The following is a 25,472-nucleotide window of genomic DNA, read 5'->3' as shown; positions in this document are numbered from 1 at the left end:
TGGTTCAGACGGTTCAGGCGGCCGGGAGCTGCTGGGCGCCGGCCTGCTCCTGGTTCGGGTTCACCTGGATGCCGCTGTCGGTGAGCCGGTTCCCCTGCACATCGGTGATCCGGACCTGGCCGCCGCAGCCCTCGCCGTTGGCAGAGGTGAAGTAGTTGTGCATCTCGCGGGGCAGGGCGACCCAGCCGTTCTTGCCCTTGAGTTCGACCGAGCGGATCGGGTTGCGGTGGTTGCGCACCTGGATGCTGCACCACCACTGGGACGAGCCGTCCTTATACACGTACTTCACCGGGCCGGACACGCTGGGGCTGACCAGCTTCCAGCTGATGTCGATCCGGCCCTGCACCGGCTCGGCCAGCTCGGCGAAGGCCTCGGCGGAGAGGTCGATGTGGCCGGGGGCGCACTCCGGGCAGCGGTCGACGATCTTCACCCGCACGGTGTTGCCCTTCGGGCCGGTCACGTCCACGAAGCTGCCGCAGGCCTGCGAGCCCTGGTAGTCCTGCTCGTTCATGGCGGCCACCATCAGGTCGCCGGTGGGCTCGTAGGAGCAGTTGCCCGCCCCGGTGGCCCCGTAGAAAGTGGCGATGCCGGAGTACTTCTCGCCGAACTTGATGCGGTCGTTCGCGGCGCTGCGGGCGACCACCGCGTCGGTCGAGCCGGGGCCGGCTGCGGCGTTCTTCTCCGGCTTGGCGGGTTCGGGCTTCTTCTTCGGTTCGGGCTTCTTCGTGGCCGAGGTCTGGGCGGCCTTGAGCACCGGCTCGGCCGCCTCGGAGGTGTCGCTGTCCGGGGTGGCGTCGGCGGACGGGGTGGGGGTGGCCCCGAGGTCGGGGGCCTCCTGCGGCGCCTGGGCCTGCTGCGTGCTGATCGCCAGGTCGGGGCGGGACAGCACCAGGGAGGCGTCGGTGCTGGTGCCGGACTGGGCGTAGAAGACGCCTCCGGTCACCACCACGACGGCGAACGCCACCAGGGCGGCGGCCGGCCGGACATCGATCTTCTTTCGCGACACGTCGGCAGATCCTGGAGGGGCTGGTGTCAGGTGCACCTTCGGCCGGGGTTAAGGAAATCCCCGATCGGCTTTGCGGACAACATCCAGGTGTTTCCCAGGAACTGCGCGTTACGTTGGCCGGCATGGAAGAGAACCGGGCCCGGCGCGTGGTGAACGCGCTGCGGGAACGAGGCATCGACGCACGGATGGAGAAGGCCGGCGTCTACCAGTTCGGACTCTGGATCCGGATCAGCGGTGGGCGCGAGGCGATCTGGGACACCGACGGCTCGGCCGGGCTGGAGGCCCAGGTGATGCGTAACGGGGTGCTGGTCGGGTTCGTGCCGACGGTGCCCGGTTCCGAGAACTTCGACGAGGCCCAGGTGGTCGACACGATCGCCCGTACCGACTACGACCAGCCGGTCGCCACCCAGCGCCGCACCGCCCCGGTGCCGGCGGCCCCGCTGCCTCCCCAGGGAGGTGTCTTCCGGCGGTTCCTCGACGGTTTCCGCTACCGCGACTGAGGTGGTTCTCCCCGAGGGTCGGCTGGAACTGCGCCTCATCCGTTGCTCACTAGGGTTTTCGCTGCAAGCAAGCTCGCCTAGGAGAGGAGCGCCGTGAAGCTGGACAACTGGCACGGACTGCTCGATCACAGCGGCCCATACGCAACTGTCGCCCTGGACACCTCCCGGCCGGACGAGGCCGGGGCCGCCGGGGTGACCACCCGCTGGGAGAACGCCCGGCGGGAACTCACCGGCCAGGGCACCCCCGAACCGGTCGCCGACGCGATCGGCGCGGCGCTGCAGAGCGACGGTGCGGCGTTCCCCGGCCGCCTCCTGATCGCCACCGAGAAAGACGGCCTGGTGCTGGACGTGCCGCTGCCGCGGCCGCCGTCCGCAGCCGTGGCCGCCTGGGACGCGGCCCCGGTGCTGATGCCCGCCGTGCGCACGCACCAGGGGGTCACGCCCTACCTGCTGGTGCGGATCGACCGGGCCGGCGCCGACCTGGAACTGCACGGCGCCACCGGTGAGCCGGTGCAGCAGATCGAGATCGAGGGCAGCAACGACGAACTGCGCAAGGTTCCCGGCGGAGGCTGGTCGCACCTGCGCTACCAGCACCGTGCCGAGGACTCCTGGGAGCGCAACGCCGCCGAGGTGGCGCAGGCGGTGGAGAAGCTGTTCCGCCGGCACCGCCCCGAACTGGTCATGGTGGCCGGGGAGGACCACGCGGTCTCGCACTTCCAGAAGCACCTGGGCAGCGAGGCGTCCACCGTCACCCGGCGACTGCCCACCGGCGGCCGGGCCGAGGGCATCTCCGCCGAGGCGGTGGCCGAGGCGGTCGAGGCCTGCCTGAACGAGCACCGCCAGGCCCGGGAGGCGGAACTGGCCGATCGCTTCGAGCTCGGCGAGGGCCGGCAGGACACGGCGGTGTCCGGGCTGGACGGAGTGGTCGACGTGCTGCGCCGCGGGCAGGCGGAGGAGATCCTGCTGCACGACGACCCGTCCTCGACCTACCACCTGTGGGTCGGCGACGGGCCTCTGCAGATCGCCACCGACGCCGCCGAGGTCCGGGCGATGGGCACCGCCGAGCCGGTGAAGCTGCGCGCCGACACGGCTCTGGCCTGGGCCGCGCTGGCCTCGCAGACCGGGATCACCGTGCTGGAGCACGGCACCCCGCGGCTCAACGACGGCATCGGTGCGCTGCTGCGCTGGTCCGACGCCTCCACCCCGCGCGACGCGGTGCCGAGCATGCCCGGGCACGGCGAACCGCGGGGCGGGGAGTCGGTGCGCTGATCAGTACCGGCGCCGGTACCACCAGGACCGGGCGGGCGACGTCGGACGTCGCCCGCCCGTCCTATATTCGGACGATGGGAACCGCGGCCTCAGTCCTGCTTCGCCCGGTTCCGGCGCCGGGCCGGGATGTGGATGTCCGCGATCCGCTGCTCACCCCAGGCCACGTCGGCGCAGACCCAGTCCTCGAGCCGGTCGGCCAGGAAATAGGCCACCTCGCCCACCGTCTCGGCGGGATCGTCCTGGGGGCCGAACCAGAAGGCCGAGCGCCAGGTCTGCCCGGCCGCCCGCACCGCCAGCCAGATCTCCCGGTCCGGTCCGCGGCCCAGATCCACCGCCTCCAGCTCGCCCTCCCGCAGCAACCCCTCCAGCACCGGAAGCACCACCCGCAGCCGCACGTCGTCCAGGTCGGTGGAGTCGAAGCGGTCGTCGGTCCCGGGACCGCGCAGGGTGGGCATGCGCTCAGGCTTGCACCGGCTGGTGTCAGCTTCAACCCTTTCGGCCGAGTCCGCCCGGGCTGTGCCCAGGGATACCCCGCTTGCCCGAATTCGGCTGGGCCAACAGGGTGAACGCGGTGCCGCCGAGCTCCGTGGCCCCGACCTGGCAGCCGGGGTCGGCCCCGGTCTCGCCGACCCGTCAGTGGTCGCGCACCCTGGCCCTCACCGCCGTACTGACCGTGGTCGGCGCCCTGATCTTCGGCCCGCTCTGGCAGCGCTATCCCGAGGTGGCGGCGGGCAGCATCCTGTTCACCGCGATGTTCAGCGGCGCCGGGGTGATCCTGCTCGACGAGCCCGGGCACCGCCGCACCGCCGTGCTGCTGATCCTGGCCGGGCAGTTCTGGGCCCTGGGCTGGAGCGAGGAGTGGAGGTTCGGGCCGCTGCCGTTCCTGTCCGGGCCGGCCAGCTACCTCGCCCTGTCGCTGGCCGCCTGGGCGATGTTCCGCTACCCCGACCCGGCCCTGATGAACCGGCGGGAGCGGGTGTTCGTGCGGGTGCTGGCCACCGTGGCGGTCGGCGGCATCCTGGCCGAGACGCTCACCGCGCGGCCGCAGTGGCGCGGCTTCGAGGCGGACACCTGGTGGCTCACGGTGTTCGCCGACCAGGAGTTCAACACCGCCCTCGGCCACCTGCTGCGCCCGGTGCAGGTGCTCGTGATCGGGGTCTTCCTGCTGCTGTGGATCGTCCGGATCCGGCGGATGCGCGGCCTGGACCGGGAGCTGCTCACCCCGATGGCGACGGCCTCGCCGGTGATCGCGGTGGCGGTCGGCGCGGTGCCGGTGGCCAAACTGCTCGGCTTCACCGAGCAGACGATGGACCGGGTGTACGCGCTGCAACCGGCCGTGCTCGCCGTCATCCCGCTGGCCTTCCTGATCAGCGTGGTGCGCCGGCGGCTGGCCGACAACGCCGTGCTCACCCTGATCCAGCTCCTGCAGCGCCGCCCCACCCCCGAGGCGGTGCAGACCGCTCTGCGCACGGCCCTGCGCGACGCCACCCTCCGGGTGCGCTACTGGGCCCCCGAACTGAACACCCACGTCGACGTCACCGGGGCCCCGGCCGGGCCCCCGGCCGATGCGGACCGGCTGGTGCTGCCGGTGACCGCGCCGACCGGTGGCCCGCTGGCGGTGATCGACGCCGACCCGGCGCTCAGCCGGCATCCGCTGGTGCTCTCGAACGCCTTGGCGGCCAGTGGTCTGGCCCTGGAGAACGCCCAGTTGCAGGCCGCCGTGCTGGGGCGGCTCAGCCAGGTCCGGGCCCTGCGGATGCAGGCGGTGCAGGCCGGGGTGGCCGAGCGCCGGCGGGTCGAGCGCGACCTGCACGACGGCGCCCAGCAGCGACTGCTGGCCCTGCGCCTGGTGCTGGCCGCCTCCGACCACCCGGGCCTGCCCGGCCCGGCCCGGGAGCGGCTGCGCCGGATGAACCACGAGATCGCGCTGGCCCTGAACGAACTGCGCGACCTGGCCCGCGGCATCCATCCGGCGGTGCTCAGCCAGGCCGGGCTGTCGGCGGCGGTCGGCGCGGTGGCCGACCAGCAGTCGGTGGCCGTGGAGGCCAGCCTGCCCGCCGGGCGCTTCCCCGCCGCCACCGAGGAGACCGCCTACTACCTGATCTGCGCCGCCCTGAAGGGGGCGGCGGACGTCTCACGGGTCAGCATCCGCGGCCACGAGGCCGACGGAGTGCTCACCATCGAGGTCGAGGACGAAGCCCGGCGCCCGGCCCAGTTGCGGCTCGACGCCGAGCTTCCCGGCATGCTCGACCGGGTGCGGGCGCTGGGCGGGGACGTCATGATCTCCACCCTGGCCCGCGGCGGCTCACTGATGGTCGCGGCCATCCCCTGCACCTGAGGGGCCGGTCACGCTGCGCCAAAAGCCGAGGAGATCCGTCCTGGATGGGGTCATTGCGCCGGGCAGCCGATACTCTCTGATGCTGTCCAGTCACTGTCGTTCCCTGAGCGGCTGGTTCGGGGAACCTTTGCCCACCTGCGGGCGCGAGGTACGGATTGTCAGCCAACACCAGGGCCGCCAGGCTCGCCGGGGTCGTCCGGCGTTCCTCGGCGCCCAGGTCACCGGGGTTCCCCGGACGGCCGGGGGGCGGTGCCGGCCCGCCGGTCGGCCGGCCCCGCCCGGTGCCCTGGCTGGGGGCGGTGCTGGCCGGCTCACTGGTCACGCTGCTGGCCTCGCTCGGCACCACCTCGATCTGGTCCGAGAGCCCCGAGCTCGCGGCCCCGGTGGTGGCCTTCGCCGGGGCGCTGGTCGCGGCCGGCGTGATCCTCTCCCGCGAGCCGGGCCAGCTGAACGCCGGCCGGGCCCTGGTCGTGGCCGGCTGCGTCTGGCCGCTGAGCTGGATCTCCGAGATCAGCCGGGGCGACTACCACCTCATCGCCTTCCTGGCCGGCCCGCTCACCCTGCTGCTCGCGGCCTGGGCGATCTACGCCTACCCCGACCACTCCACGGTCGGCCGGGCCGAGCGCCGGGTCCTTCTCGCCCTCACCGCCTGGCTGCTGGTCGGCCGCCTGGTCGTGGCGATCAGCTCCGACCTGGCCACCCACCGCGGGGCCGGGACGGCCTGGTGGCCGATGGTGCCGGGCGACCCCGGCCTGCACCGCTGGCTCACCTACCTGTCCTCGGCCGGTGAGCTGCTGCTGACCGTCGCCTTCCTGGTGCTCTGGGTCCGCCGCAGCCGGCGCATCCGCGGCCTGGACCGCAAGCTGATCCTGCCGGTGGCCGCCGCCGCCGCGCTCGCCGGTACCGCCAGCACGGCCGTGTCGTTCGCCCAGCGGCTGGGGGTTCGCGGTGAGCTGCGCGAGGACATCCTGGTGGTCCAGACCCTGCTGCTGCTCACCGTGCCGGTGGCCTTCGTGATCGCCACCGTGCGCCGGCGCCTGACCAGCGTCGTGATCGCCGACCTGCTGCCGCGGCTCCGGGTCGACCGCACGCCGGAACGCCTGGAGGCCGCCTTCCGCGAGGTGCTGGCCGATCCCGGGCTGGAGATCCACTACTGGGCGGCGGAGATCGGGGCCTACGTGGACCGGCACGGCGCCACCTCGGCCGAGCCGGGGGCGGAGAGCGGTGAGAACGGCCTGCTGCTGCCGATCACCTCGACCAACGGCGCCCGGCTGGCGATGATCCGGGCCGACCAGGCGCTGTGGCGCTACCCCGACCTGGTCGAGGCGGTCGGCTCGGCGGCCGGGCTGGCCATCGAGAACGCCCGGCTCCAGGTGGAGGCCCGGGCCCAGCTGGAACTGGTGCGGGCCTCGCACGCCCGGATCGTGGCAGCCCAGCTGGCCGAGCGTCAGGCGCTCGAGAAGGACCTCGACGACGGGGCCCTGCGCCGGGTGCGCGAGCTGCTCGAGCAGATCCGGGCCGAGCCGGTCGGCGAGATCCGGGCCGCCCAGGAGTACGCCTCCGAGCAGCTGAGCCTGACCGTGGGCGAGCTGCGCGAGATCGCGGCCGGCCTGCACCCCTCGATCCTCGACCAGGTCGGCCTGGCCGAGGCGGTCCGCCGGATCGGCGCCGCCCAGCCGGTCACCGTCGACGTCGACCTGCCCGAGCACGGGCTGCCGATGCCGGTGCAGGTGGCCGGTTACTTCGTCGCGGCCGAGGCGATCACCAACGCGGTGCGGCACGCCGAGGCCACCCGGATCGCGGTCCACGGCGCGGACACCGGCGACAGCCTGCGCCTGACCATCGAGGACGACGGGTGCGGCGGGGCCGACCTGGGCGCCGGCACCGGGCTCAGCGGGCTCAGCGAACGGGTGCTGGCCGGCGGCGGCACGCTGCACCTGGACAGCCCGGCCGGGGCCGGGACCACGTTGACGGCGGAGATCCCCTACCGATGACCGAAGAGCGACCAGTGACAGAACTACGCGGGAACCGGAGGCCGGTGTGAAGGTAGCGATGGCGGACGACTCGACCCTCTTCCGGGGTGGGCTGAGGCTGCTGCTGAGCCAGGTGGGGGTTGAGGTCTGCCTGGAGGCCGGCAACGGCGACGAGCTCCTGGCCGGGATCGCCGAGGCCCGGCCCGAGGTGGCCATCCTGGACATCCGGATGCCCCCGACCTACACCCGGGAGGGCCTGCAGACGGCCGCCCGGATCCGCGAGATCGACCCCGGCATCGGTGTGCTGATCCTCTCCACCTACGCCGAGACCACCTATGCGGCAGAACTGTTCGCCAACGGCAGTTCGGGCCGCGGGTACATGCTGAAAGACCGGGTGGACGACGTGGCCACCCTGCGCGACGCGCTGGTCCGGCTCGCGGCGGGGGAGTCACTGGTCGACACCACGCTGGTGGACAGCCTGATCGGGCACTCCCGGCGGCAGGACGCGCTGGCCGCCCTGACCGTGCGCGAGCGCCAGGTGCTGCGGCAGATGGCCGAGGGCCGCTCCAACGCCGGGGTGGCGTCGGTGCTCAACCTCAGCCACAAGACCGTGGAGAACTACGCTGCCAGCATTTTCGGCAAGCTGGACATCCCGGCCGGGTCGGACGACAACCGCCGCGTGCTGGCCGTGCTCTCCTGGCTGCGGGCCGGTCCCGGGGCAGCCTAGGTCTGGCTCCAGGGCAGCGTCACCAGCCGGCCCAGGGCGATCCGGGCCACCGGCAGATAGGGCACCACCAGCGGGGCCGGGCCCCGCACGGCCAGCCAGGTGCGCGAGCCCTCGGCGGTGGCCTCCACGCCGTGCTCCAGCACCATCGACACCGGTCCCCGCCGCACCAGCCAGGTCCACGAGCGTTCGGGCTCACTGACGTCTTCTATCCAGAAGTCCAGCCACACCCCGCCCGGGCCGAACACCCGTCCCGGGGTGCCCGCGCGCAGTCGCTCGTGCGCGTAGTCCACCCGGCGCAGGTGCGGTGACCAGGTGGGCCAGAGTGCCGGTTCGGCATAGCGCTGCCAGGCCCGGGCCGCGTCCACCGGCCCGACGGCCTCCAGTCGCTGGCGCACCGTGAGATCCGGCCAGGAGAAGGGCATGTGCCCGAGCATGCCCCGGCCGGGGCCGGTTGTCGCCTGCGCCACACACTCGCCCGGGCGATTGCGCGCCCGGATCGCCCTGTGCGAGGCTCGTAGGGTTCCGAGGGGGAGTAGTCCGCGAATCCCACGATCGACACACTGAGAACCTGGTTCTCCGGTCGTGAGGCCCACCGTCACCGGTGGGTGGACGAGACCTTCGGTCCCGCAGGTGAACGCACAAGTGCGTCTGCTTCCGGGGCCGAGGCCTGCTCACCCCGAATGCCTCCGGCCCCGTCCGTGGACGCGCCGGACCAGGCTGAGGACAAAAAATCGTGTGGCACTTCGTGTTGCTCATCGCGTGCGCGGTGGCGATCTATCTCTCGTGTGAGTGGTTCGTCAACGCTGTGGAATGGCTCGGCCATCGGCTCAACGTCGGAAAGATGGCCGTCGGTACCATTCTCGCGGCCTTCGGCACCGCCCTGCCCGAATCGGTGGTCACCCTGGTGGCCGTCACCACCGGCGGCGACGAGCAGAAGGAGATCGGCGTCGGCGCGGCCATGGGCGGCCCGCTCGCCCTGGCCACGCTGGCCTACGGCGTCACCGGGGTGATGCTGCTGTTCCGCAAGCGGATCCTGACCCGGGAGCTGGTGTCGGTGGGCGCCCCCACCAGCTCGCCCGAAGAACGCCCGGCCGACGACCGGGCGATGCTCGGCAGCCCTCGCGACGTCGCCCGGCTCTCCCGCGACCAGCGCTGGTTCCTGGCCGTGTTCGTGTTCAAGGTGTTCCTGGGCCTGGTCGTCTTCGCCTGGAAACCGTGGCTGGGCCTGCTGTTCCTGGGGGTCTACGCGCTGTACGTGTTCAAGGAGATGAGCCGCGCGGACGAACCGGAGGCCGGGGACGCCGACGAGGAGGAGCTGGAACCGCTGAAACTGCAGCCGAACCAGGCCGCTCCGGCCTCGTGGGCGATCGTCGCGCAGCTCGCCGCCACGCTGGCCGTGATCTTCTTCGCCTCCCAGGTCTTCGTCGGCCAGCTGGGGGCGATCGGCCCGATGATCGGCCTCTCCGGGGCGGTCACCGCTCTGCTGCTGGCCCCGGTCGCCACCGAGCTGCCGGAGATCATGAACTCGGTGATCTGGGTGCGGCAGGGCAAGGCGAAACTGGCTCTGGCCAACATCTCCGGCGCGATGATGATCCAGGTGACGGTGCCCAGCGCCTCGGCGATGCTGTTCGCCGACTGGCACTTCGACGCGCCGCTGGTCTGGTCGGCGGTGATCACCATGCTGGCCATCGGCTACCTGCTGGCCACGATGGCGACGAACCGGCTCACCCCGCTGCGGCTGGCCCTGACCGCGCTGCTGTACCCGGTTTTCGCGATCGGTCTGGTGGTTCTTCTGTAGTACGAACTGAAGACGTCGGTGCGCCTTCGGTGCCCACCGACGTCTTCAGTTGGTGGTGGCTTTTCAGGACGGGGTGTTCTGCGACCGGAGGAACGCGATGCGCCCGGCCACGTCGTCGCGGCCGGTGGCCCGCGCCTCGACCATGGTGCGGTCCAGGACCGGCGCCGGGATGAGCTTGCCCAGCGGACCCTGCATGGTGTGGATCAGGGCGTCCCAGTCGTGTTCCAGCGCCTGGGTGAGGGCCAGGACGGCGGCCAGGTTGGGATCATCGGGCCGGCGGGCCGTCTCCTGCTCCAGCAGCGCGTGCCCCTGCTCCGGATCACCGGTGAGGCTGAGAACCGCACCGTGCAGCGCCAGGTCGATGGTGACGCCCTCGGGCAGCGTGTGCATCACCTGGCGGGCCCGCTCGGCCTGGTTGCGCCAGAGCATCTCGACGATCATCGTCTCCGGCGTCTGCCCGGGACGGGGCCCGCGCAGACCGTCGGAGCTGACCGACCGGTTCTGCGACAGGTCGCGCAGGGTGAAGTAGTTGCTGACCGCGAAGAACAGCAGGAACAGGGCCAGGAAGAGGTTGCCCGGGCGATAGACGTAGACCGCGGCGGCGGCCAGCACGGCCACCACGATCGAGACGATCGCGGCCCGGCGCAACCTCGTCACCGGGTCTCCGGGCAGGAACTCGCGCATCGCCTGACCGCCGTCGAGCGGCAGCACCGGCAGCAGGTTCAGCAGGCTCCAGCCGATCGAGGTGAAGATCCCGATCCGCAGCGCCCACCAGGCCCACTCGTTGGTCAGGTCGGCCGCCACGGTGCGGTCGACGAGCACCAGCACCAGGCCGATCGCCAGACCGACGGCCGGGCCGGCCAGCGAGATCGCGATCGAGCGGGCGCGGGACAGTTCCCGGGGCGGGGTGAAGCTGGTGACCCCGCCGAAACCGGCCAGCGCGATCTCCGGTTTGGCACCGGTGGTGCGAGCGACCACGGCGTGGCCCAGTTCGTGCACCAGCACGGCGACGGGGGTGATCAGCAGCCAGACGATCATGCCTTCCAGATCGCCGTAGGTGGACATCCAGCCGAGCACCGCCATCACGACCATGAACGACAGGTCCAGGTGCACCGGGAAGCCCAGCAGTCGGCCCTTGAACAGGGCCCGGCCGCCCTCGACGGGCCCGCTGGTGGGGCCGCTCAGGCTCATGCGGGCACCTTCGTCAGGCGGACGGTGGGGCGAGGACGTTCTGTGCGGGTCACCGGACCATCGTCTCCCGCCGCCTCGCTCCAGGGCGAGTCGGTCAGCCGATTCCCAGGCAACTCCCGGCTGCTGCGGGCCTGGAGAACGGCAGAAGTCCCCGGTCGCGACGGCCGGGGACTTCTGGACGAGGCGGGAAAGGATCAGGCGGCGAAGAGCATGCCGTGGTGCAGGCGATCATGGATCGCCCGCAGATGGGCCGCCTCGGCGGCCGGGAACGGTCCACCCACCAGGTTGCAGGTGTCGCACGACATCATCGTGCCACTCTCAGAACCCAGGAGGGGGACGGAGTTTGAGCCGGGGAAGGATTCTGCTGCTGAGGTCAGCGCAACGTCGTTGTTCATGGCCAACTCCCGAATTCCCGGTGTGGTTTACACGTACTTCACAGTAAACGCGCACTATGGAATCCGATAGTTGATCATTGTGTGACCGAACACTCGCGCTGCGCCTATGGGCATTTACCATGCCATGTGTTAATGCAAGTGTTATCGTCTGCGCAGGTCAGGCTCCGGGTGAGAGCCGTCCGCGCAGTCCGGTGGCCCGGGCCGCGGGGCGGGCGATCGCGGTGCGCAGGGCCTCCACCGAGCCGATCACCCGCACGTGCCGGCGGGCCCGGGTGACGGCCGTGTACAGCGTCTCACGGGTGCACAGCGACGAGGCGGCGGCCGGCAGCAGCACGCTCACCCGGTCGAACTGGCTGCCCTGGCTGCGGTGCACGGTCATCGCGTAGAGCGGGCGCACCGCGCCCAGCCGGGCCAGCGGCACCGGTATCGGATCCCCACCGCGCCCGAAAACCGCGGTCAGCGAACCGTCCTGGTTCGAGACCACCACGCCGGTGTCGCCGTTGTAGAGCCCCGACTCGTAGTCGTTGGTGGTGATCAGCAGCGGTTCCCCGGCGTAGCGGCCGTCGCTGCGCGGCACCACCGGATGGTCCTCGAAGATCCATCCGGCGGCCAGGTCGCTCCACAACTGAACCCCGCGCGGCCCGCGCCGGTGGGTGCAGAGCAGGCGGTGCTGTTCCAGGCCGGCCAGGGCGGCCACCCCGTCACCGGCCGCGGCGGCCGCCATCACCTGCGCGGCTCCGGCCCGGACCTCGGCCCGGATCGGCTCCAGCTGGTGCGGGCCGGGACGCTCCTGATCGGCCAGCTCGACGAACTCCACGGCCTCGGAGGCGGAGTGCAGCACGTCCACGGCCCGGTCGGCCTCTCCGTCGCGGATCGCCGCGGCCAGAGCGGCGATGTCGCCACCGGCGGCGAAGCGGCGGGTCGAGAGCAGGGTGCTCACTCCGTTGCGGAAACGCGCCGTCGGGGTGTCCGGAACCGGTTCGCCCGGCTGGTTCTGGGGGAGCACGCGCTGCAGGACGGCGGAGAAGTCCTCGGTGCGGTGGTTCAGCCGGGAGCGGTCGACCAGGTCACCGAGCACCGCCCCGGCCTCGACCGAGGCCAGCTGGTCGGGGTCGCCGATCAGGATCAGCCGGGTGGCCGGGCGCAGCGCCTCCAGCAGCCGCGCCATCAGGGTGAGCGAGACCATCGAGCTCTCGTCCACGATCACCACCTCGAACGGCAGGCGGTTGGTGCGGTCGTGGCGGAACCGGCTGCGGGCGTCCGGGCGCCAGCCGAGCAGCCGGTGCAGGGTGGTGGCGAACAGATCGGCGCCCAGCCGGGCCTGGTCGGCCGGGGGCAGGTCGGCGGTGGAGGAACGCACAGCCTCGTGCAGCCGGGCCGCGGCCTTGCCGGTGGGGGCGGCCAGGGCGATGCGGTACTCCGGGTGCTGCTCGCGCAGGAGGGCGAGCAGGCGGGAGACGGTGGTGGTCTTGCCGGTTCCCGGCCCACCGGCGAGCACCCCCACCCGGGAGAGCGCGCAGACGGCGGCGGCCAGTTGCTGGTCGGCGTACTCGGCCTGGGGGAAGAGTCGTTGCAGGCCGGCTCGCAGCACCTCCTCGTCCAGGTCGGCCGGGCGGTCGGCGGCGCGCAGCAGCAGTTCGGCGGCCACGGTCTGCTCCTGCTCCCAGTAGCGGGCCAGCCACAGACTCGAGCCGGTCATCCGCAGCGGCCCGCCGATCAGTGGGCTCACCGCACAGCGTTTCGCCCACTCACCCGGTTCCGGCCAGGTCAGGGTGACGGCCGGTTCCAGGGGCTCCTCGGCCTCGTCCTCGTCGTCCGGGCTGATCGTCCCGGCCGCGGAGGCCAGGTCGAGCACCACCGAACCGTGCCGCACCGAGCGCACCACCAGGGCCACGGCCAGGTGCACCGCCTCGTCCGGTTCGCCGCCCAGAGCGCCCAGGCGCCGGGCCACGTGGATGTCGGCCGCGGTCAGGATGCCCGCCCGGTTGAAGTCGCCGAGCAGGCCGGTGGCGTTCACCGCGATGCGGTGGGGGTGGCCCGGTTCGTCCTTCAGTGCGGCGGTCACGACCGGCCGGCCAGGAGGTCGGAGGTGGCGGTGACCAGCGCGGTGGGTGGTTCCCAGCAGAAAACGCCCGGGGCAGTGCCGTCTTCGCTGTGCACGTCCGGTCCGGACATGCCGCGCAGGAACAGGTAGCGCACGCCACCGAGATGCTGGGCCGGGTCGTAGCCGGGCTGGCGCCAGCGCAGGAAGCGGTGCAGGGCAACGCCGTAGAGCAGGGCCTGCAGCGGGTAGTGGGCTGCGATCATTGCCTCTTCCATCGCGCTGGGCCGGTAGTGCCAGGCCGTCACCGGCTCGTCCGGAGTGCCCAGCCGGTTGGTCTTGTAGTCGACCACCACGAAACGGGGCCCGGAATCGGAGTGCACCCGGAGCACCGCGTCGATGCTTCCGGTCAGGTAGCCGCGCAGCGGCACGGCCTCCAGGTCGTCCAGGGCCTCGGCGTAGCGGCTGAGCAGTTGGCCCGGTGGGCAGTGGTGGCGCCAGAGCGGAACCAGATCCGACAAGAGGACGCGGGTGGTCACCGGATCGTCGCCACCGGCCAGGGGGAGTTCGAAGTCGAGTTCGGAGAGCCGGTCTCGCGCGTCGATGTCCCGAAGTGTCAGCTGATTCAGGTGCAGGGGGGTGGAGACGGCCGGGACGAGGGCGCTCACCAGGGTCTCCACGTCGACGGCGGGTCCGGAGCGGGCCACCCGGGCGGCGACCGTGGTGCGCAACTCGTCCTCGTTGCCGGCGTCGGCGGCCAGTTCCAGCACCTCGTGCACCAGGGTGCCGAAGCGGGCCCCGGCGGGCAGGTCGTTCCAGGCCGACGCGATCCGGCGAAGGGGCTCGTCGGGACCGTCGTCCAGTGGCCCAGGGGCGAGCTCGTCCGGGCCCTCGTCGTCCTTCAGGGCCACCTCCGGTTCGCTGGAGGAGCCCTGGTTCTCGTGGGCCGACGCGGTCAGCGAACTGTACGAGGTGCGGCGCCAGTCCTGGTCGAGCTCCCGTCCGAGGGTCGCTGCTCGGAGTGGAACTGCCTGTGGTGCGGGCTGTTCCCACTGCTCCGGACGGCGGGGCTGCATCAGCTCGACGGCCAGCGTGCCGCCGCTGCGTCCGGCCAGACGCTCGAAGTCGGCCAGGGCACCCGGATCGCTCGGCACCCGTACGCTCTGCGGCACCGGCTGTTCCGGGTCGGGGTTGAACAGGATGCGGTGCAGCGGCGCGGTTCGGGTGTTGTGGGTGGGGGCCCACCACAGCACCAGGTGCGACTGCGCCCGGGTGAGGGCGACGTAGGTCAGGCGTAGTTCCTCGGCGGCGTCCTCGGCGTCGGCGGCCTCCACGTGGCGCCCCCAGTCCTTCCAGCCCGGCCCACCGATGTCCTTGAACCGTCGGCCGTCCGCGTGGAAGGTGACCGCCGTGACGTCGTCCCGCGACGATCCCCTCTGGTTCCAGGCGAACGGCACCAGCACCACCGGGAACTCCAGGCCCTTGCTGGTGTGCACGGTCATCACCTGCACGGCGGCGGCGTCCGACTCCAGCCTCCGGCTGCGTTCCAGCGCCCCCTCCGAGCCGGCCGCCTCCTCCTGACGGTGCCGCAGCCACAGCAACAACCCGCTCAGGCCGAGCCGGCTGGTCTCCGAAGCCTCCTGCAGGGCCTGGGTCACGTGCCGCAGGTCGGTCAGAAGCCTTTCGCCGCGCGGCATCCCGAGCAGGCGCCGCTGCAGGCCGGTCTGCCGGGCGACGGTCTCGAACATCGCCCCGACGCCGTTCTCGGTGAGCAGGTGGCCCCAGTCCCGCAGCCGCAGGGCCAGTTCCTCGTCGATCGCCGCGCCCTGCTGGTCCAGCTCCAGCGCGGTGTGGCCGCCGAAGCAGCTCAGGGCCAGCCGCCTCACCCGGGTGGTGCGGTGCGGCTGTTCCATCGCCTCCAGCAGCAGCTGCCACTCCTGCGCGGCGGGGGTGCTGAACACGCTGGTCCGGCCGGTGACCACGGCGGGCACACCGGCCGCGGCCAGCCCGGCGCTGACGTCCTGGGCCTGATAGTTGGCCCGCACCAGCACGGCGATGTCTCCCGGACGCAGGTCACGCTCGGGCGAGCCGTCGCGCGGCTGTACCCGGGCCGCCCCGGACAGCAGCCGGACCACCTCGGCCACCAGGTCCTTCTGCACCGCGTCGCGGGCCAGCGGGGCCTGCGGCAGATCGCTCTGCTGGGTGGAGGCGACCGCGTCGCGCGGCAGCACCCGCAGCCGCACCGGCGCCGGACTGCCCTCGACGGTGACCATCGGACCGGGGTGGAAGGCCTGCACCGGCTGCACCCGGATCCGCTCGTCGCCGAGCGCCGCGCCCTGGAACAGCGTGTCCAGTCCCCGCAGCAGCGCGGCGTCGCTGCGGTAGCTGGTGGGCAGGGTGCGCACGGTCTCGGCGCTCTCGAAGGCGTTCAGGTAGGCCTGCACGTCGGCGCCGCGGAAACCGTAGACGGCCTGCTTCGGGTCGCCGATCAGGATCAGCGTGGAGTGGCCGTGGAACGGCCGGCGGATGATCTCCCACTGCACCGGGTCGGTGTCCTGGAACTCGTCCACCAGGACGAACCGGTAGCGCTCCCGGAGCCTTCGGCAGGCGGCCGGCCCGGACTGCGGATCGGTCAGGGTGCCGGCCAGCCGGGTCAGCATGTCGTCGTAGCCGAACACGCCCAGCCGGCGCTTGCGTCGTTCCACCTCGGCCCGCACCGCCTGGGCGATCCGGGCCCGCAGGCCGGGGGTGCCACCCACGCCCGGATCGGGCACCAGGTCGGCCGCCTCGGCCACGGCGTCGATCGCGAGCTGGTGGAACTCGGCCTGGCCGAGGTCGGGGGTGCCCGCCCCCGGGAAGCCCCACTTGCGCAGGTAGAGGTCGTCGGCCACCTCCCGCACCAGGTCGCCGATGTCCTCCACCAGCACGGTGCCCGGGTCGTGGTCGCCGTTCGTGCCCAGCGTGGTCAGGACCTGCTGGCAGAAGCCGTGGATGGTGGTGACGGTGGCCGCGTCGAAGGCGGCCAGGGCGATCTCCAGCCGTTCGAGCCGGCGCCGGCGCCGGGCCTCGTCGACGGTGTCGGCCAGGTGCACCAGCACCCGGTCGTTCGGGTCGATCATCGAGGGGTCGGCCAGGGCCAGCCCGTCACGTGCGCTGACCAGCCGTTCCCGTACCCGCTCACGCAGCTCCCGGGTCGACTCCCGGCTGAAACTGACCACCAGCAGGTCGTCCATGCGGGCCAGGCCCTCGGCCACGTAGCGGGTGACCAGGGCGGCGATGGTGAACGTCTTACCGGTGCCGGCACTGGCCTCGAGCATCGTGGTGGCCTCTTCGGGCAGTTCCCCGAACAGGTCGAACGGGGTCTGCCGGCTCAGGATCGGCTGGCCGGGGAACGAACTCATCGGCCCTCCAGCCGTTCGTGCGTAAGCAGCCGGTCCCAGAGTCTGCGGCTGAGCCGCCCGAACCGGTGCGGCTCGTCCGCCACCCAGCCCTCGCCCTGCTCGTCCGGCGTCGGCGGCTCGGCCAGCAGCACCGGGAAGTCGACCTCGGAGCCGTAGATCAGACAGTGCTCCGGCTCGGACTGCTCACCGTCGAACCGCTGCCCCTGCCGGGTCTTCCCGGCGTGCCACAGCCTGGCCGCCTCACCCTCGGCAGCCTTGTGCCGGGTACCTCGCAGGCGCCGTTCGGCGTACGAGGCAGACGTTTTCAAGGTGATCGGCAGGGGCGAGCTCAGCCCGGCGCGGTAGAGGCCGACCAGCTCGGCCAGGGCCAGCCGGGCCATTTCCTGGTCGAGGGGCTCGAAAACGCTGCGCGCGGCACCACCCCGGGGCCCCTGCCCCACGGTGACCGCGGACCAGCCCGGGGCGGGGTCGGTGGCGGTGAGCGCAAGCAGGTTCACCCACGATCCGAGCCGGTGCTTGGGACCCAGCCGGGAGTAGGTGACGGTGAGCACGGTCGAGTCGCGTACATCCCCGACCGTGCCGGTGAGCCGGGTGCCGTCGGGCAGCAGCACGTCCACGTCGCGGGAGTCGGGGGCGGCGGCGCGTTCCAGGGTGGAGGCCCGCATCACGTCCTCGACCTTCCGGCCCACCCGGGTCAGCAGCAGGCGGCCCAGGTCGCCCGGCGGCAGCAGACCGCGGTGCGACTCCACAGCGATGCAGTCGGCCGGACTCAGACCGGAAAGACGTTGCCGCAGCAGCCGGTCGCCGATCTTCCACTGCTGCAGGCTGTCCAGCTCGACCGGCAGGGCGTCGTCCGGCTCCTCGTCGGCCAGGGCCATGCTGACCTGCAGACGCTGGCGCAGGAAACCCTTGGCCGGATGCTGCAGCAGCCGGTGCAGGTCGGCCAGCGCCACGTCGTCCGTGCCGGCCGGGGGCAACGGAGCAGGCAGGAACCGGCCGCTGGGGACTCGTTCCCGGGTCAGCGCCCGGGCGCCCTCCAGCGCGGGCTCATCGAAGCTGAACGGTCCGGGGCGGCCCAGGGCGCCGTCGGTGAAGTTGCGCGGGTCGAACGGCTGCAGCGGGTGCCGCACGGTGATCCGGTCGCGCACTCGCCGGTCGTCCAGCCAGGAGGAGCGGTCCACCGCGTCGAGCAGTTCGCCCAACGGCACGGCGGGCGGGATCGGGGCGCCGGTGCGGTCGTCGGAACCGGAGTAGGTGATCACCAGCTTCTCCTGGGCCGCGCACACCGCGTCCAGAAACAGTTGCCGGTCCTCGCTGCGCGGATCGCGCTCACCCACCCACGGGTCGCGACCGAGCACGTCGTCGCCGTCCGGGTCGGCCCGGCGAGGGAAGCTGCCGTCGTCCAGGCCGAGCAGGCAGACCACCCGGTGCGGCACCGAGCGCATCGGTACCAGGGTGCACACGGTCAGGGTGCCGGTGCGGAACGAGGAACGGGTCGGCCGGCCGGCCAGCAGGTCGGCCAGCACGCTGCGCACGTCGGCCAGGCTGCAGTCGGCCTGGCTGTCGGCGGCGGCCTCGGCCACGTCCCACAGTTCTGAGCGCAGCTGGTTCACCTGCCAGGCGGTGTTCCGGTCGGTGGCGCCCAGGTCGAGCACGGAGTTCTCCAGCCCGGTGAGCCATTTCGCGATCGGGTGACGGCCGGACATCAGTTCCTGCGCGGCCCCGAGCCGGTCGATCAGCTCGGCCAGCCGGCCGGCCAGGTCGATCCCGGCGCTGTCCACGTCGTCCAGGCCGATGACCCCGCCGAGCTGCTCGGTGTCACCCTCCACCGAGACGCCCAGCAGCAGCCGGTCCAGCCCGGCCCGCCAGGTGCCCTGCTGGATCGACTGCAGGTGCCAGGTCTGCCGGTGGGCATCGTCCAGGCCCCAGCGGATTCCCGCACCCACCAGCCAGTCCCGCAGCCGGGCGAGGTCGTCGTCGTCAAAACCGAAGCGCCGGCGCACGGCCTCGCGCCCGGCCAGGTCGAGCACCTGGGGTGCGGTGATCCGGGCGGTGCCCAGTTCGAGCAGCAGCCCGAGCAGGTCGAAGAGCGCGTTGGTCTGGCGCGGGGAGCGGTCGGCGACCCGTACCCGCAACTGCCCGGCCTGGTCGCTCTGGGCGAAGGCCGAGGTCACCAGAGGCGCGAAAGCCTCAACGTCCGGGCACATCACCAGGATGTCGCGCGGCTCCAGAGTGGGGTCGTCGGCCAGCAGGCCGAGCATGACCTCCCGCAGCACCTCCACCTGACGCACCCGGCCGTAGCAGGAGTGGACCTGGATGCTGGTGTCGTCCGGATGCAGCACCGGGCGTTCGGGCACGTCGTGCACCTCGCCCCGGCGCAGGTCCCGCTTGAGCCGGCCGAGCAGGGTGTCGGGCGGTTCCGGGGCCGGGTGCTCGCGGTGCCCGGCCTGCGGGCTGTAGCGGATCAGGGTCTGCTGCAGTTCCAGCAGGTCGCGGGACATCGACGCCAGCAACGGGTTCCGGACCCGGGTGCGGGCCGGGTCGTCGCTGCGGCGCAGGGGCAGGGCCGCGGGATCGAGCCCGCTGGTCACCTCCCACAGGGCGGGGGAGGGGTGATGCAGCCACAGATGGACGTCGCGGTGCTCGGCCAGGGCGGCCAGCACCCGGATCTTCAGCGGTGACAGCCGGCTGGCGCCGAACACCGAGAGACGTTGCGGCAGCGTGCTCGTGGCCGGTTCGTCGCGCAGCCGGGCGCAGGCCTCGTCGAGGAGTTCGGCCGGGGCCGGCACCCCGAGCCGCTCCCGCAGCCGCCGCCAGAGCTCCGCCTGCCAGAGCAGGTCGTCGGGCAGGGGCCGGCCGTCACCGGACTCGTCCCGGCCCTGGGCCCAGGCGGTGATCATGCCCGGCCGGGCGTTGCCGTACTCGTCGAACAGCCGGGCCAGCCGGGTGGCGGCCGCCAGACGCCGCCCGGTGTCCTGTTCACCGGCCTTCAGGTGGCGGTCCAGCGGGGCGCACCAGGGCTCGGCCCGGGAGGCGTCGATCACCTCGGTCAGCGACCAGCGCGAGCGGTCCGGGGCCCAGGCCCGCACCGCCCGGGCGATCTGGTCGGACGCCTCCTCCAGGGCCCGTTCCAGCACGGCCGTGGACGAGGGGAAACTGACGTTCGCGCACACCCCGTCGGGTGCAGCGGGAGTGCCGGTTGTGGGGGCGGTGCCGGTGCCCAGAACGTGCGAGAGGCGCTGGGTCAGCCATCGCTCCACGCCCTTGGCGGGAACGGCCACCGTCTCGACGGCGAACGGGTCTTCCAGCGGTTCGGCCAGGAGGCCGGCCAGCGCCAGGGCCAGGCCGGTGCCGTCCGCACAGCGGTGCACGGTCAGCACGACGCGGGCAGGCCTCTCTTCATGGGTGACAGTTCTATCCCACCCGTGAAGGGCCGGGCACGTCCGCCTCCCCGTGACCGGGCCAGGTCACGAGGAGGCGGGATGCTCAGGCGTTGCTGGTGGCCCGCTCGGTGACGTCGACGGACTCTTCGGCTGCCTCGGCCGCCTCGGCCTCGGCGATCGCCGCATCCACGTCCGCGGCGATGTCCTCGTCGGTGACGTCGGTGCCCTGTAGCGCGTTCACCTCGGCATCGATCCGCGTCACCTCGGCGCGCATCGCGCTCAGGCCGTCGGCGAAGGCCTTGGAGACCTCGGGCGCCGAACCGGTGGACAACGCGGCCACGGCCGCGATCAGGGTGTCCAGCTGCACCTTCATGGCCGCGTCGCGCTTGGCCGAGGCGGCGGCGAAGGCGGCCAGGTCGGCCTGGGTCTTACGGGCCAGGGTGGGGTAACGGACCATCAGCCCGAACGTCACCTTGGAGCCCGTCTTGTAGGGCTTGCCCCAGATCTTGGCGTCGGTGGCGGTGAGCTTGATCTGGTCGGTCCACTTCATGTCTTCCTCTTCCTCCAGTCGCTGCTGCAACACCGCGCGGGCGCGCCTGACCTGTGCCTTCGAGGCATTGATCTCGAAGTGCATGGCGTCGATGGTGGCGTTGACGTAGTCGTTGCCCCAGCGGAAGATCTTGTGACCGCGGCCGTCGGTGATCCGCGCCAGGATCGCGTGCACCTTGTCCACCTGGCTGCGGGTGAAGGTGCCCCGGGCGCCCTGGACGTGCTTCAGGGCGTTCAGGTCCCAGGCGGTGGCGCTGGCGTGGTTGCTGATCACCGACCGCGAGCCCCGCACGTTGCGGGGGGCCCACGACCAGTCGTCCAGCACCCGGCCCTCGACCTTCTCCACCTCGGCGTCGAAGCAGCGGATCAGGTAGGCGGCCAGGAACGCCACGTCGGCGTCGGCCGCGGCGAACCGGCCCCCGGCCGCTGAGAACCAGGTCAGCCGGTTGCTCGACAGGACGGGCCACCCGTTCTGCGAATGTTCTGCCATATCGCCCGGAGTCTAGAGGGCCCTAGGGTGAGGTGCTATCCGAGCGAGGAGGCTGTGAGATGGCTGTGCACCCGGTTGACGGCGGCCCGGAAGCACTCTGGAGTCCCGATCCCCAGGCTGCGCGCAGCAGCCAGATCGCGGCCTTCACCCGCTGGCTGGAGCCCCACCGCGGCGTCACCATCGGCGATCTGGACTACCCGGTGCTGCACCGCTGGTCGGTCGAGAACCTCGAGGAGTTCTGGTCCGCTGCCGCCGAATACCTGGGCGTCCGATTCAGTGCGCCTGCCGTGCGGGTGCTTCCGGATGCCGCCATGCCGGGGGCGCAGTGGTTCCCGGGGGCCCGGCTGAACTACGCGGAGCACGCGCTGACTCCTGGCCCGGGTCGCCAAGACGCCGACAAAGCGGTCATTTTCGTGCGGGAAGACGGGGTGGAACGCACTCTCACCCACGCCGAGCTGCGCGACTGGGTGGGTCGGGCCAGGGGTGGACTGGTGGCCGCCGGCGTGGGCAAGGGGGACCGGGTGGTGGCCCTCGCCCCCAACGGCATCGGCGCCCTGGTGCTCTTCCTGGCCACCGCCTCGCTCGGGGCGATCTGGTCCAGCTGCTCGCCGGACTTCGGGGCCCGGGCCGTCACCGACCGGTTCGCCCAGATCGAGCCCAAGGTCATGCTCGCCGTGGACGGATACCTCTACGGCGGCAAGAGTTACAGCATCCGCGACACGGTGACCACTCTCCGCGAGAGCATGCCCTCGCTGAAGCGCACGGTGATCCTGCCCTACCTCGACCAGAACGCCCAGCCGGTGCGCGAGGCCGGTGAGGTGAGCTGGGCCGAGTTCGTCTCTCAGCCCGGCGAACTGGCCTTCGAGCAGGTGCCGTTCGACCACCCGCTGTGGGTCCTCTACTCCTCCGGCACCACCGGTCTGCCCAAGGGCATCGTGCAGGGCCACGGCGGGATCCTGCTGGAGCAGCTGAAGACCGTCCGGCTCCAGCACGACCTCGGCCCGGGTGACGTGTTCTTCTGGTACACCACCACCGGCTGGATGATGTGGAACTTTCTGGTCGGCGGTCTGCTCGCGGGCAGCACGATCCTGCTCTACGACGGAAGCCCGGCCTACCCCGGCCCGTCCCGGTTGTGGGAACTGGCCGCCCGGTACCGGGTTCGGCTCTTCGGTGTCTCCGCCCCCTTCGTACAGGCTGCGGTGAAGGCCGGGATCCACCCGGGCGCCGAGCACGATCTGAGCGCGCTGGAGACGATCGGCTCGACCGGATCGCCGCTGTCGGTCGAGAACTTCCACTGGATCCGTTCGGAAGTCGGCGAACATATTCGGATCTCTTCGGTCTCGGGTGGAACCGACGTCTGCACGGCTTTTCTCGGCAGCTCCCCGACGGTACCGATCTGGCTGGGAGAGCTGTCCTGCGCGGCGCTAGGGGCCGATGTGCATGCCTTCGACGAGAACGGCGAGGATCTGCGCGACGAGGTCGGCGAACTGGTGATCACCCGGCCCATGCCCTCGATGCCGGTCTCGTTCTGGAACGATCCAGACGGATCCCGTCTGCAGGAGGCCTATTTCGGCACCTACCCCGGGTTGTGGCGGCATGGCGACTGGGTGCGCGCCACGCCGCGGGGCTCGTTCGTGATCTACGGCCGTAGCGACTCCACACTCAATCGTGGTGGGGTGCGCATGGGCACCGCCGATTTCTACGCCGTGGTCGAGGCTTTCGACGAGGTGGCGGACTCGCTGGTGATCGACACCACCGAGCTCGGTGCGGCCACCGAGGGCGAACTGCTGTGCTTCCTGGTGGTGGCTCCAGGTGTCTTGATTGAAGACGTCGAACAGCCTTTGCGTCAGGCCCTGCGGTCCCAGCTGTCCCCGAGGCACGTACCCGACCGGTTCATCCGGATTCCGGTGGTGCCCCGCACGCTGAACGGCAAGAAGTGCGAGGTGCCGGTGAAGAAGATCCTGGCCGGGGTGCCGGTGGAACGAGCCGTCAGCCGGGACGCGCTGGCCGACCCGGCGGCCCTCGGCCCGTTCCTGGCTCTGGCCCGCTCCGACGACTGACGCCGCTTTGGTCCCTGGCTGGGCATCTTTGATCAGCGACTGAACAAAGAATTACCCACCGCTGTGATTCTGTGACATCAAGTGTTGTCACCCCGCGTCCGGCTTGTTACCTTTTTGACGGACATCGGCGTCGCAGGTGACCCGGTGCTGTGCCGGGGAGGTGCCGACAATGACCGTCGGGCTGTGGCTGATCGGTGCCAGAGGTTCGATCGGAACCACCGTGAGCGCGGGGCTCGCGCTGCTCTCGGCCGAGGCGGGTGCGGCGGCCAGGGTCGGAATGGTCAGCGAGCTGGCCGAATTCGAGGGCGTCGGGCTGGCGCCCCTGCGGGACTTCGTGATCGGCGGGCACGACCTGGCCGAGTTGCCGCTCAAGGGCCGGGCCGAAGAGCTGGTCCAGGCCGGCGTCCTGCCCGCCTTCGCCCTCGGCCTGGTGCGCCCCGACCTGGAGGCGATCGACGCCCGGGTGCGGCCCGGGGTGCGCGGTGGCGGGCGGGCGGAGATCGAGCAGATCCAGCGCGACCTCAGATCGTTCCGCTACCAGCACGGCCTGGACACTGTGGTGGTGGTCAACATCGCCTCCACAGAACCGGTTTCGCCCGTTCTGCCGGTGCACGAGTCGCTCGCCGCGCTGGACCGGGCCCTGGATGCGGGCAGCGAGCCGCTACCGGCCAGCGCGGTCTACGCCTACGCGGCGCTGGACGCGGCACTGCCCTACATCGACTTCACGCCTTCCATGGGCGCGGCCATCCCCGCCCTCGACGAGCTGGCCCGGGCCCGCGGCACGGTCTACGCCGGACGTGACGGCAAGACCGGCGAGACGCTGGTGAAGACCGCCCTGGCCTCGATGTTCGGCAGCCGGAACCTGCGGGTGACCTCCTGGTCGGGCCTGAACCTGCTGGGCGGGGGTGACGGCCGGGCCCTGGCCGACCCGGCCCGGGCCGAGGCCAAGCTCGCCTCGAAGGCCCGGTCGGTGCACGAGACCTTCGGGGCCGACGTGTCGGCCCCGGTGCACATCGACTACGTCGAGGACATGGGCGAGTGGAAGACGGCCTGGAACCAGGTGCGTTTCACCGGCTTCCTGGGCACCCCGATGACCATGCAGATCACCTGGCAGGGCTGCGACTCGGCGCTGGCCGCACCGCTGGTGATCGACCTGGCCCGCTTCGCCGTCCTGGCCCACCGCAACGGCCGGGTGGGCGTACTGGACGAGCTGGCCTTCTTCTTCAAGGACCCACTGGGCAGCACCGAGCACCGCCTGGACCACCAGTTCCGGCGCCTGGTCACCTGGGCCCAGAACCTGGCTGACCCTGCTCCCGCTCCCGCTCCCGCCGAGACCTCTGGGGCGGGCAACGTGGGCTGGCCGGGCCGCACCATGCGAAATCACCAGGCCGGCCGGGCCAAGGGCAGCGCGTGAACCCCTATGCCGAACTGGTGCGCCTGCCGGCAGTACTGAGCGCCCCCGGCGACCCTCTGCTCGGCGCCGCCAGTGGAGCAGCGCCCAGTGTGCGCGAGACCAGCGCCGCAGTGGCCTCGTCAGCCCTGGCCTACATGGCCGGCATGGCGCTCAACGACTTCGCCGATCGCCACATCGACGCTGCCGAGCGCCCCCACCGCCCCATCCCGTCCGGCCGGATCTCGAGCAACCAGGCCCTGGCCGTAGGGGTGGGCCTGCTGGCGGCCGACCTGGCGGTGGCCTGGACCTGCTCCGGCCGCCGCGCCGCCCTCTACTCACTGGCCACCGGAACAGTGGTACTGACCTACGATTTCGCAGCGAAGAACACCGCCGCCGGCCCCTGGGCCATGGCCGCCTGCCGCTTCCTCGACGTACAACGCGGCAGCCCCAGCTTCCGCGCCGGACTCTGGCCGGCCAGCCTCGTCGCCGCCCACACCTACGTGATCACGAGGGTGAGCCGAGATGAGGTGGGGGGAAGCACCCCCGCCCTCGCCCACGCCTCGGCCGCCTCCACCGCCGCCATCGCCGCCGCCACCCTGCTCACGGCCGCTCGCACCACGCGACCTCCGGCCACGCAGGTGGAGCAGAGCCGGGCCTCGCAAGTGGGTGAGGTTTCGGCCGGGGGGAGGGGCACGCGAGTAGGTGCGATCCGCTCAGTGGGTAGAGATTCGCGTGTGAGTTGGGCTTCGCGTCTAGGCGAGGCGTTGGGCGTGGGTGGGGCCTCGCCAGCGGGTGGGGCTTCGGATGTGCACGAGGTCTCGTCTGCGGGTAGGGCCTCGCATGTAGGTGAGGTCTCGCCAACGGGTAGCGGCTCGCGCACAGGTGGGGCTCCGGGCGAGGTCTTGGCCGCGGGCAGCGCCCCACAAGGGGATGGGTCTTCCTGGGTGGGTGGGGTCTC

At 71.8% G+C, this 25,472-nt stretch carries 18 protein-coding genes; 9 read left to right on the top strand and 9 right to left on the bottom strand.

The genetic code is table 11. The features are described from left to right. Positions 1-13: 13 nt before the first annotated feature. A complete protein-coding gene (locus LWF15_RS31320) occupies positions 14-1,006 on the bottom strand; it encodes an expansin EXLX1 family cellulose-binding protein (protein ID WP_232814593.1) in 993 nt (330 codons plus the stop codon). Between the two features lie 122 nt (positions 1,007-1,128). Between LWF15_RS31320 and LWF15_RS31315 the strand changes: the two genes are divergently transcribed. Both LWF15_RS31315 and LWF15_RS31310 read left to right on the top strand, forming a co-directional pair. Beyond that, the gene (locus LWF15_RS31315; RefSeq protein WP_232814592.1) at positions 1,129-1,506 is read left to right on the top strand and encodes a hypothetical protein; all 378 of its coding nucleotides are present in this window, start codon (positions 1,129-1,131) and stop codon (positions 1,504-1,506) included. Positions 1,507-1,599: 93 nt separating this feature from the next. Further along, positions 1,600-2,775, top strand: coding sequence for a baeRF2 domain-containing protein (locus tag LWF15_RS31310; protein ID WP_232814591.1), 1,176 nt, complete (start codon positions 1,600-1,602; stop codon positions 2,773-2,775). 89 nt (positions 2,776-2,864) lie between these two features. Here LWF15_RS31310 and LWF15_RS31305 read toward each other — a convergent pair whose 3' ends face one another. Further along, a complete protein-coding gene (locus LWF15_RS31305) occupies positions 2,865-3,230 on the bottom strand; it encodes a hypothetical protein (RefSeq protein ID WP_232814590.1) in 366 nt (121 codons plus the stop codon). Positions 3,231-3,346: 116 nt separating this feature from the next. Here LWF15_RS31305 and LWF15_RS37955 point away from each other — a divergent pair, with 116 nt between their 5' ends. The 3 genes from LWF15_RS37955 (at position 3,347) to LWF15_RS31290 (ending at position 7,813) form a co-directional block, all read left to right on the top strand. Beyond that, positions 3,347-5,113: a sensor histidine kinase gene (locus LWF15_RS37955; protein WP_232814589.1), complete on the top strand. Its 1,767-nt coding sequence runs from the start codon at positions 3,347-3,349 to the stop codon at positions 5,111-5,113. 281 nt (positions 5,114-5,394) lie between these two features. After that, positions 5,395-7,107 (top strand): sensor histidine kinase, encoded by a 1,713-nt coding sequence (locus LWF15_RS31295; protein WP_232814588.1) that lies wholly within the window; start codon positions 5,395-5,397, stop codon positions 7,105-7,107. Positions 7,108-7,165: 58 nt separating this feature from the next. Next, entirely contained in the window at positions 7,166-7,813 is a 648-nt protein-coding gene (locus LWF15_RS31290) for a response regulator transcription factor (RefSeq protein ID WP_232814587.1), read from the top strand. On the opposite strand, the gene LWF15_RS31285 is transcribed toward LWF15_RS31290, so the two are convergent. Further along, positions 7,810-8,235 (bottom strand): SRPBCC family protein, encoded by a 426-nt coding sequence (locus LWF15_RS31285; RefSeq protein ID WP_232814586.1) that lies wholly within the window; start codon positions 8,233-8,235, stop codon positions 7,810-7,812. The genes LWF15_RS31290 and LWF15_RS31285 overlap by 4 nt on opposite strands. A 311-nt stretch (positions 8,236-8,546) precedes the next feature. Here LWF15_RS31285 and LWF15_RS31280 point away from each other — a divergent pair, with 311 nt between their 5' ends. Next, on the top strand, positions 8,547-9,611 hold the full coding sequence (locus LWF15_RS31280) for a sodium:calcium antiporter (RefSeq protein WP_332879948.1): 1,065 nt from the start codon (positions 8,547-8,549) through the stop codon (positions 9,609-9,611). 63 nt (positions 9,612-9,674) lie between these two features. Here LWF15_RS31280 and LWF15_RS31275 read toward each other — a convergent pair whose 3' ends face one another. The 6 genes from LWF15_RS31275 to LWF15_RS31250 form a co-directional block, all read right to left on the bottom strand. Further along, complete coding sequence (locus LWF15_RS31275) at positions 9,675-10,802, bottom strand: zinc metalloprotease (protein ID WP_232814585.1); 1,128 nt, start codon at positions 10,800-10,802, stop codon at positions 9,675-9,677. A 194-nt stretch (positions 10,803-10,996) separates the two neighbouring features. Then, positions 10,997-11,197 carry a hypothetical protein gene (locus tag LWF15_RS31270; protein ID WP_232814584.1) on the bottom strand — a complete coding sequence of 67 codons (201 nt, stop codon included), beginning with the start codon at positions 11,195-11,197 and terminating at the stop codon, positions 10,997-10,999. A gap of 157 nt (positions 11,198-11,354) precedes the next feature. Then, positions 11,355-13,262, bottom strand: a complete 1,908-nt coding sequence (gene recD / locus LWF15_RS31265; protein WP_232814583.1) for an exodeoxyribonuclease V subunit alpha — start codon at positions 13,260-13,262, stop codon at positions 11,355-11,357. After that, complete coding sequence (locus LWF15_RS31260; RefSeq protein ID WP_232814582.1) at positions 13,259-16,639, bottom strand: UvrD-helicase domain-containing protein; 3,381 nt, start codon at positions 16,637-16,639, stop codon at positions 13,259-13,261. Before LWF15_RS31260 ends, recD begins: the two co-directional genes overlap by 4 nt. Then, positions 16,636-20,019 (bottom strand): exodeoxyribonuclease V subunit gamma, encoded by a 3,384-nt coding sequence (gene recC, locus LWF15_RS31255; RefSeq protein WP_232814581.1) that lies wholly within the window; start codon positions 20,017-20,019, stop codon positions 16,636-16,638. Before recC ends, LWF15_RS31260 begins: the two co-directional genes overlap by 4 nt. Before the next feature lie 106 nt (positions 20,020-20,125). Further along, positions 20,126-21,061, bottom strand: coding sequence for a M15 family metallopeptidase (locus LWF15_RS31250; protein ID WP_232814580.1), 936 nt, complete (start codon positions 21,059-21,061; stop codon positions 20,126-20,128). Positions 21,062-21,120: 59 nt separating this feature from the next. Between LWF15_RS31250 and LWF15_RS31245 the strand changes: the two genes are divergently transcribed. The 3 genes from LWF15_RS31245 to LWF15_RS31235 all read left to right on the top strand — a co-directional run. After that, on the top strand, positions 21,121-23,121 hold the full coding sequence (locus LWF15_RS31245) for an acetoacetate--CoA ligase (RefSeq protein WP_232814579.1): 2,001 nt from the start codon (positions 21,121-21,123) through the stop codon (positions 23,119-23,121). A gap of 169 nt (positions 23,122-23,290) precedes the next feature. Beyond that, on the top strand, positions 23,291-24,535 hold the full coding sequence (locus tag LWF15_RS31240) for an inositol-3-phosphate synthase (protein ID WP_232814578.1): 1,245 nt from the start codon (positions 23,291-23,293) through the stop codon (positions 24,533-24,535). Continuing rightward, positions 24,532-25,472: UbiA family prenyltransferase (locus LWF15_RS31235; protein ID WP_232814577.1), on the top strand; the 941-nt coding region annotated here is incomplete at its 3' end. The genes LWF15_RS31240 and LWF15_RS31235, both read left to right, overlap by 4 nt.

This window comes from Kineosporia rhizophila (assembly GCF_021277265.1).
GTDB lineage: Bacteria > Actinomycetota > Actinomycetes > Actinomycetales > Kineosporiaceae > Kineosporia > Kineosporia rhizophila.
Note: the sequence above shows the minus strand (reverse complement) of the source record. Positions and strands in the feature narration are given on the sequence as shown.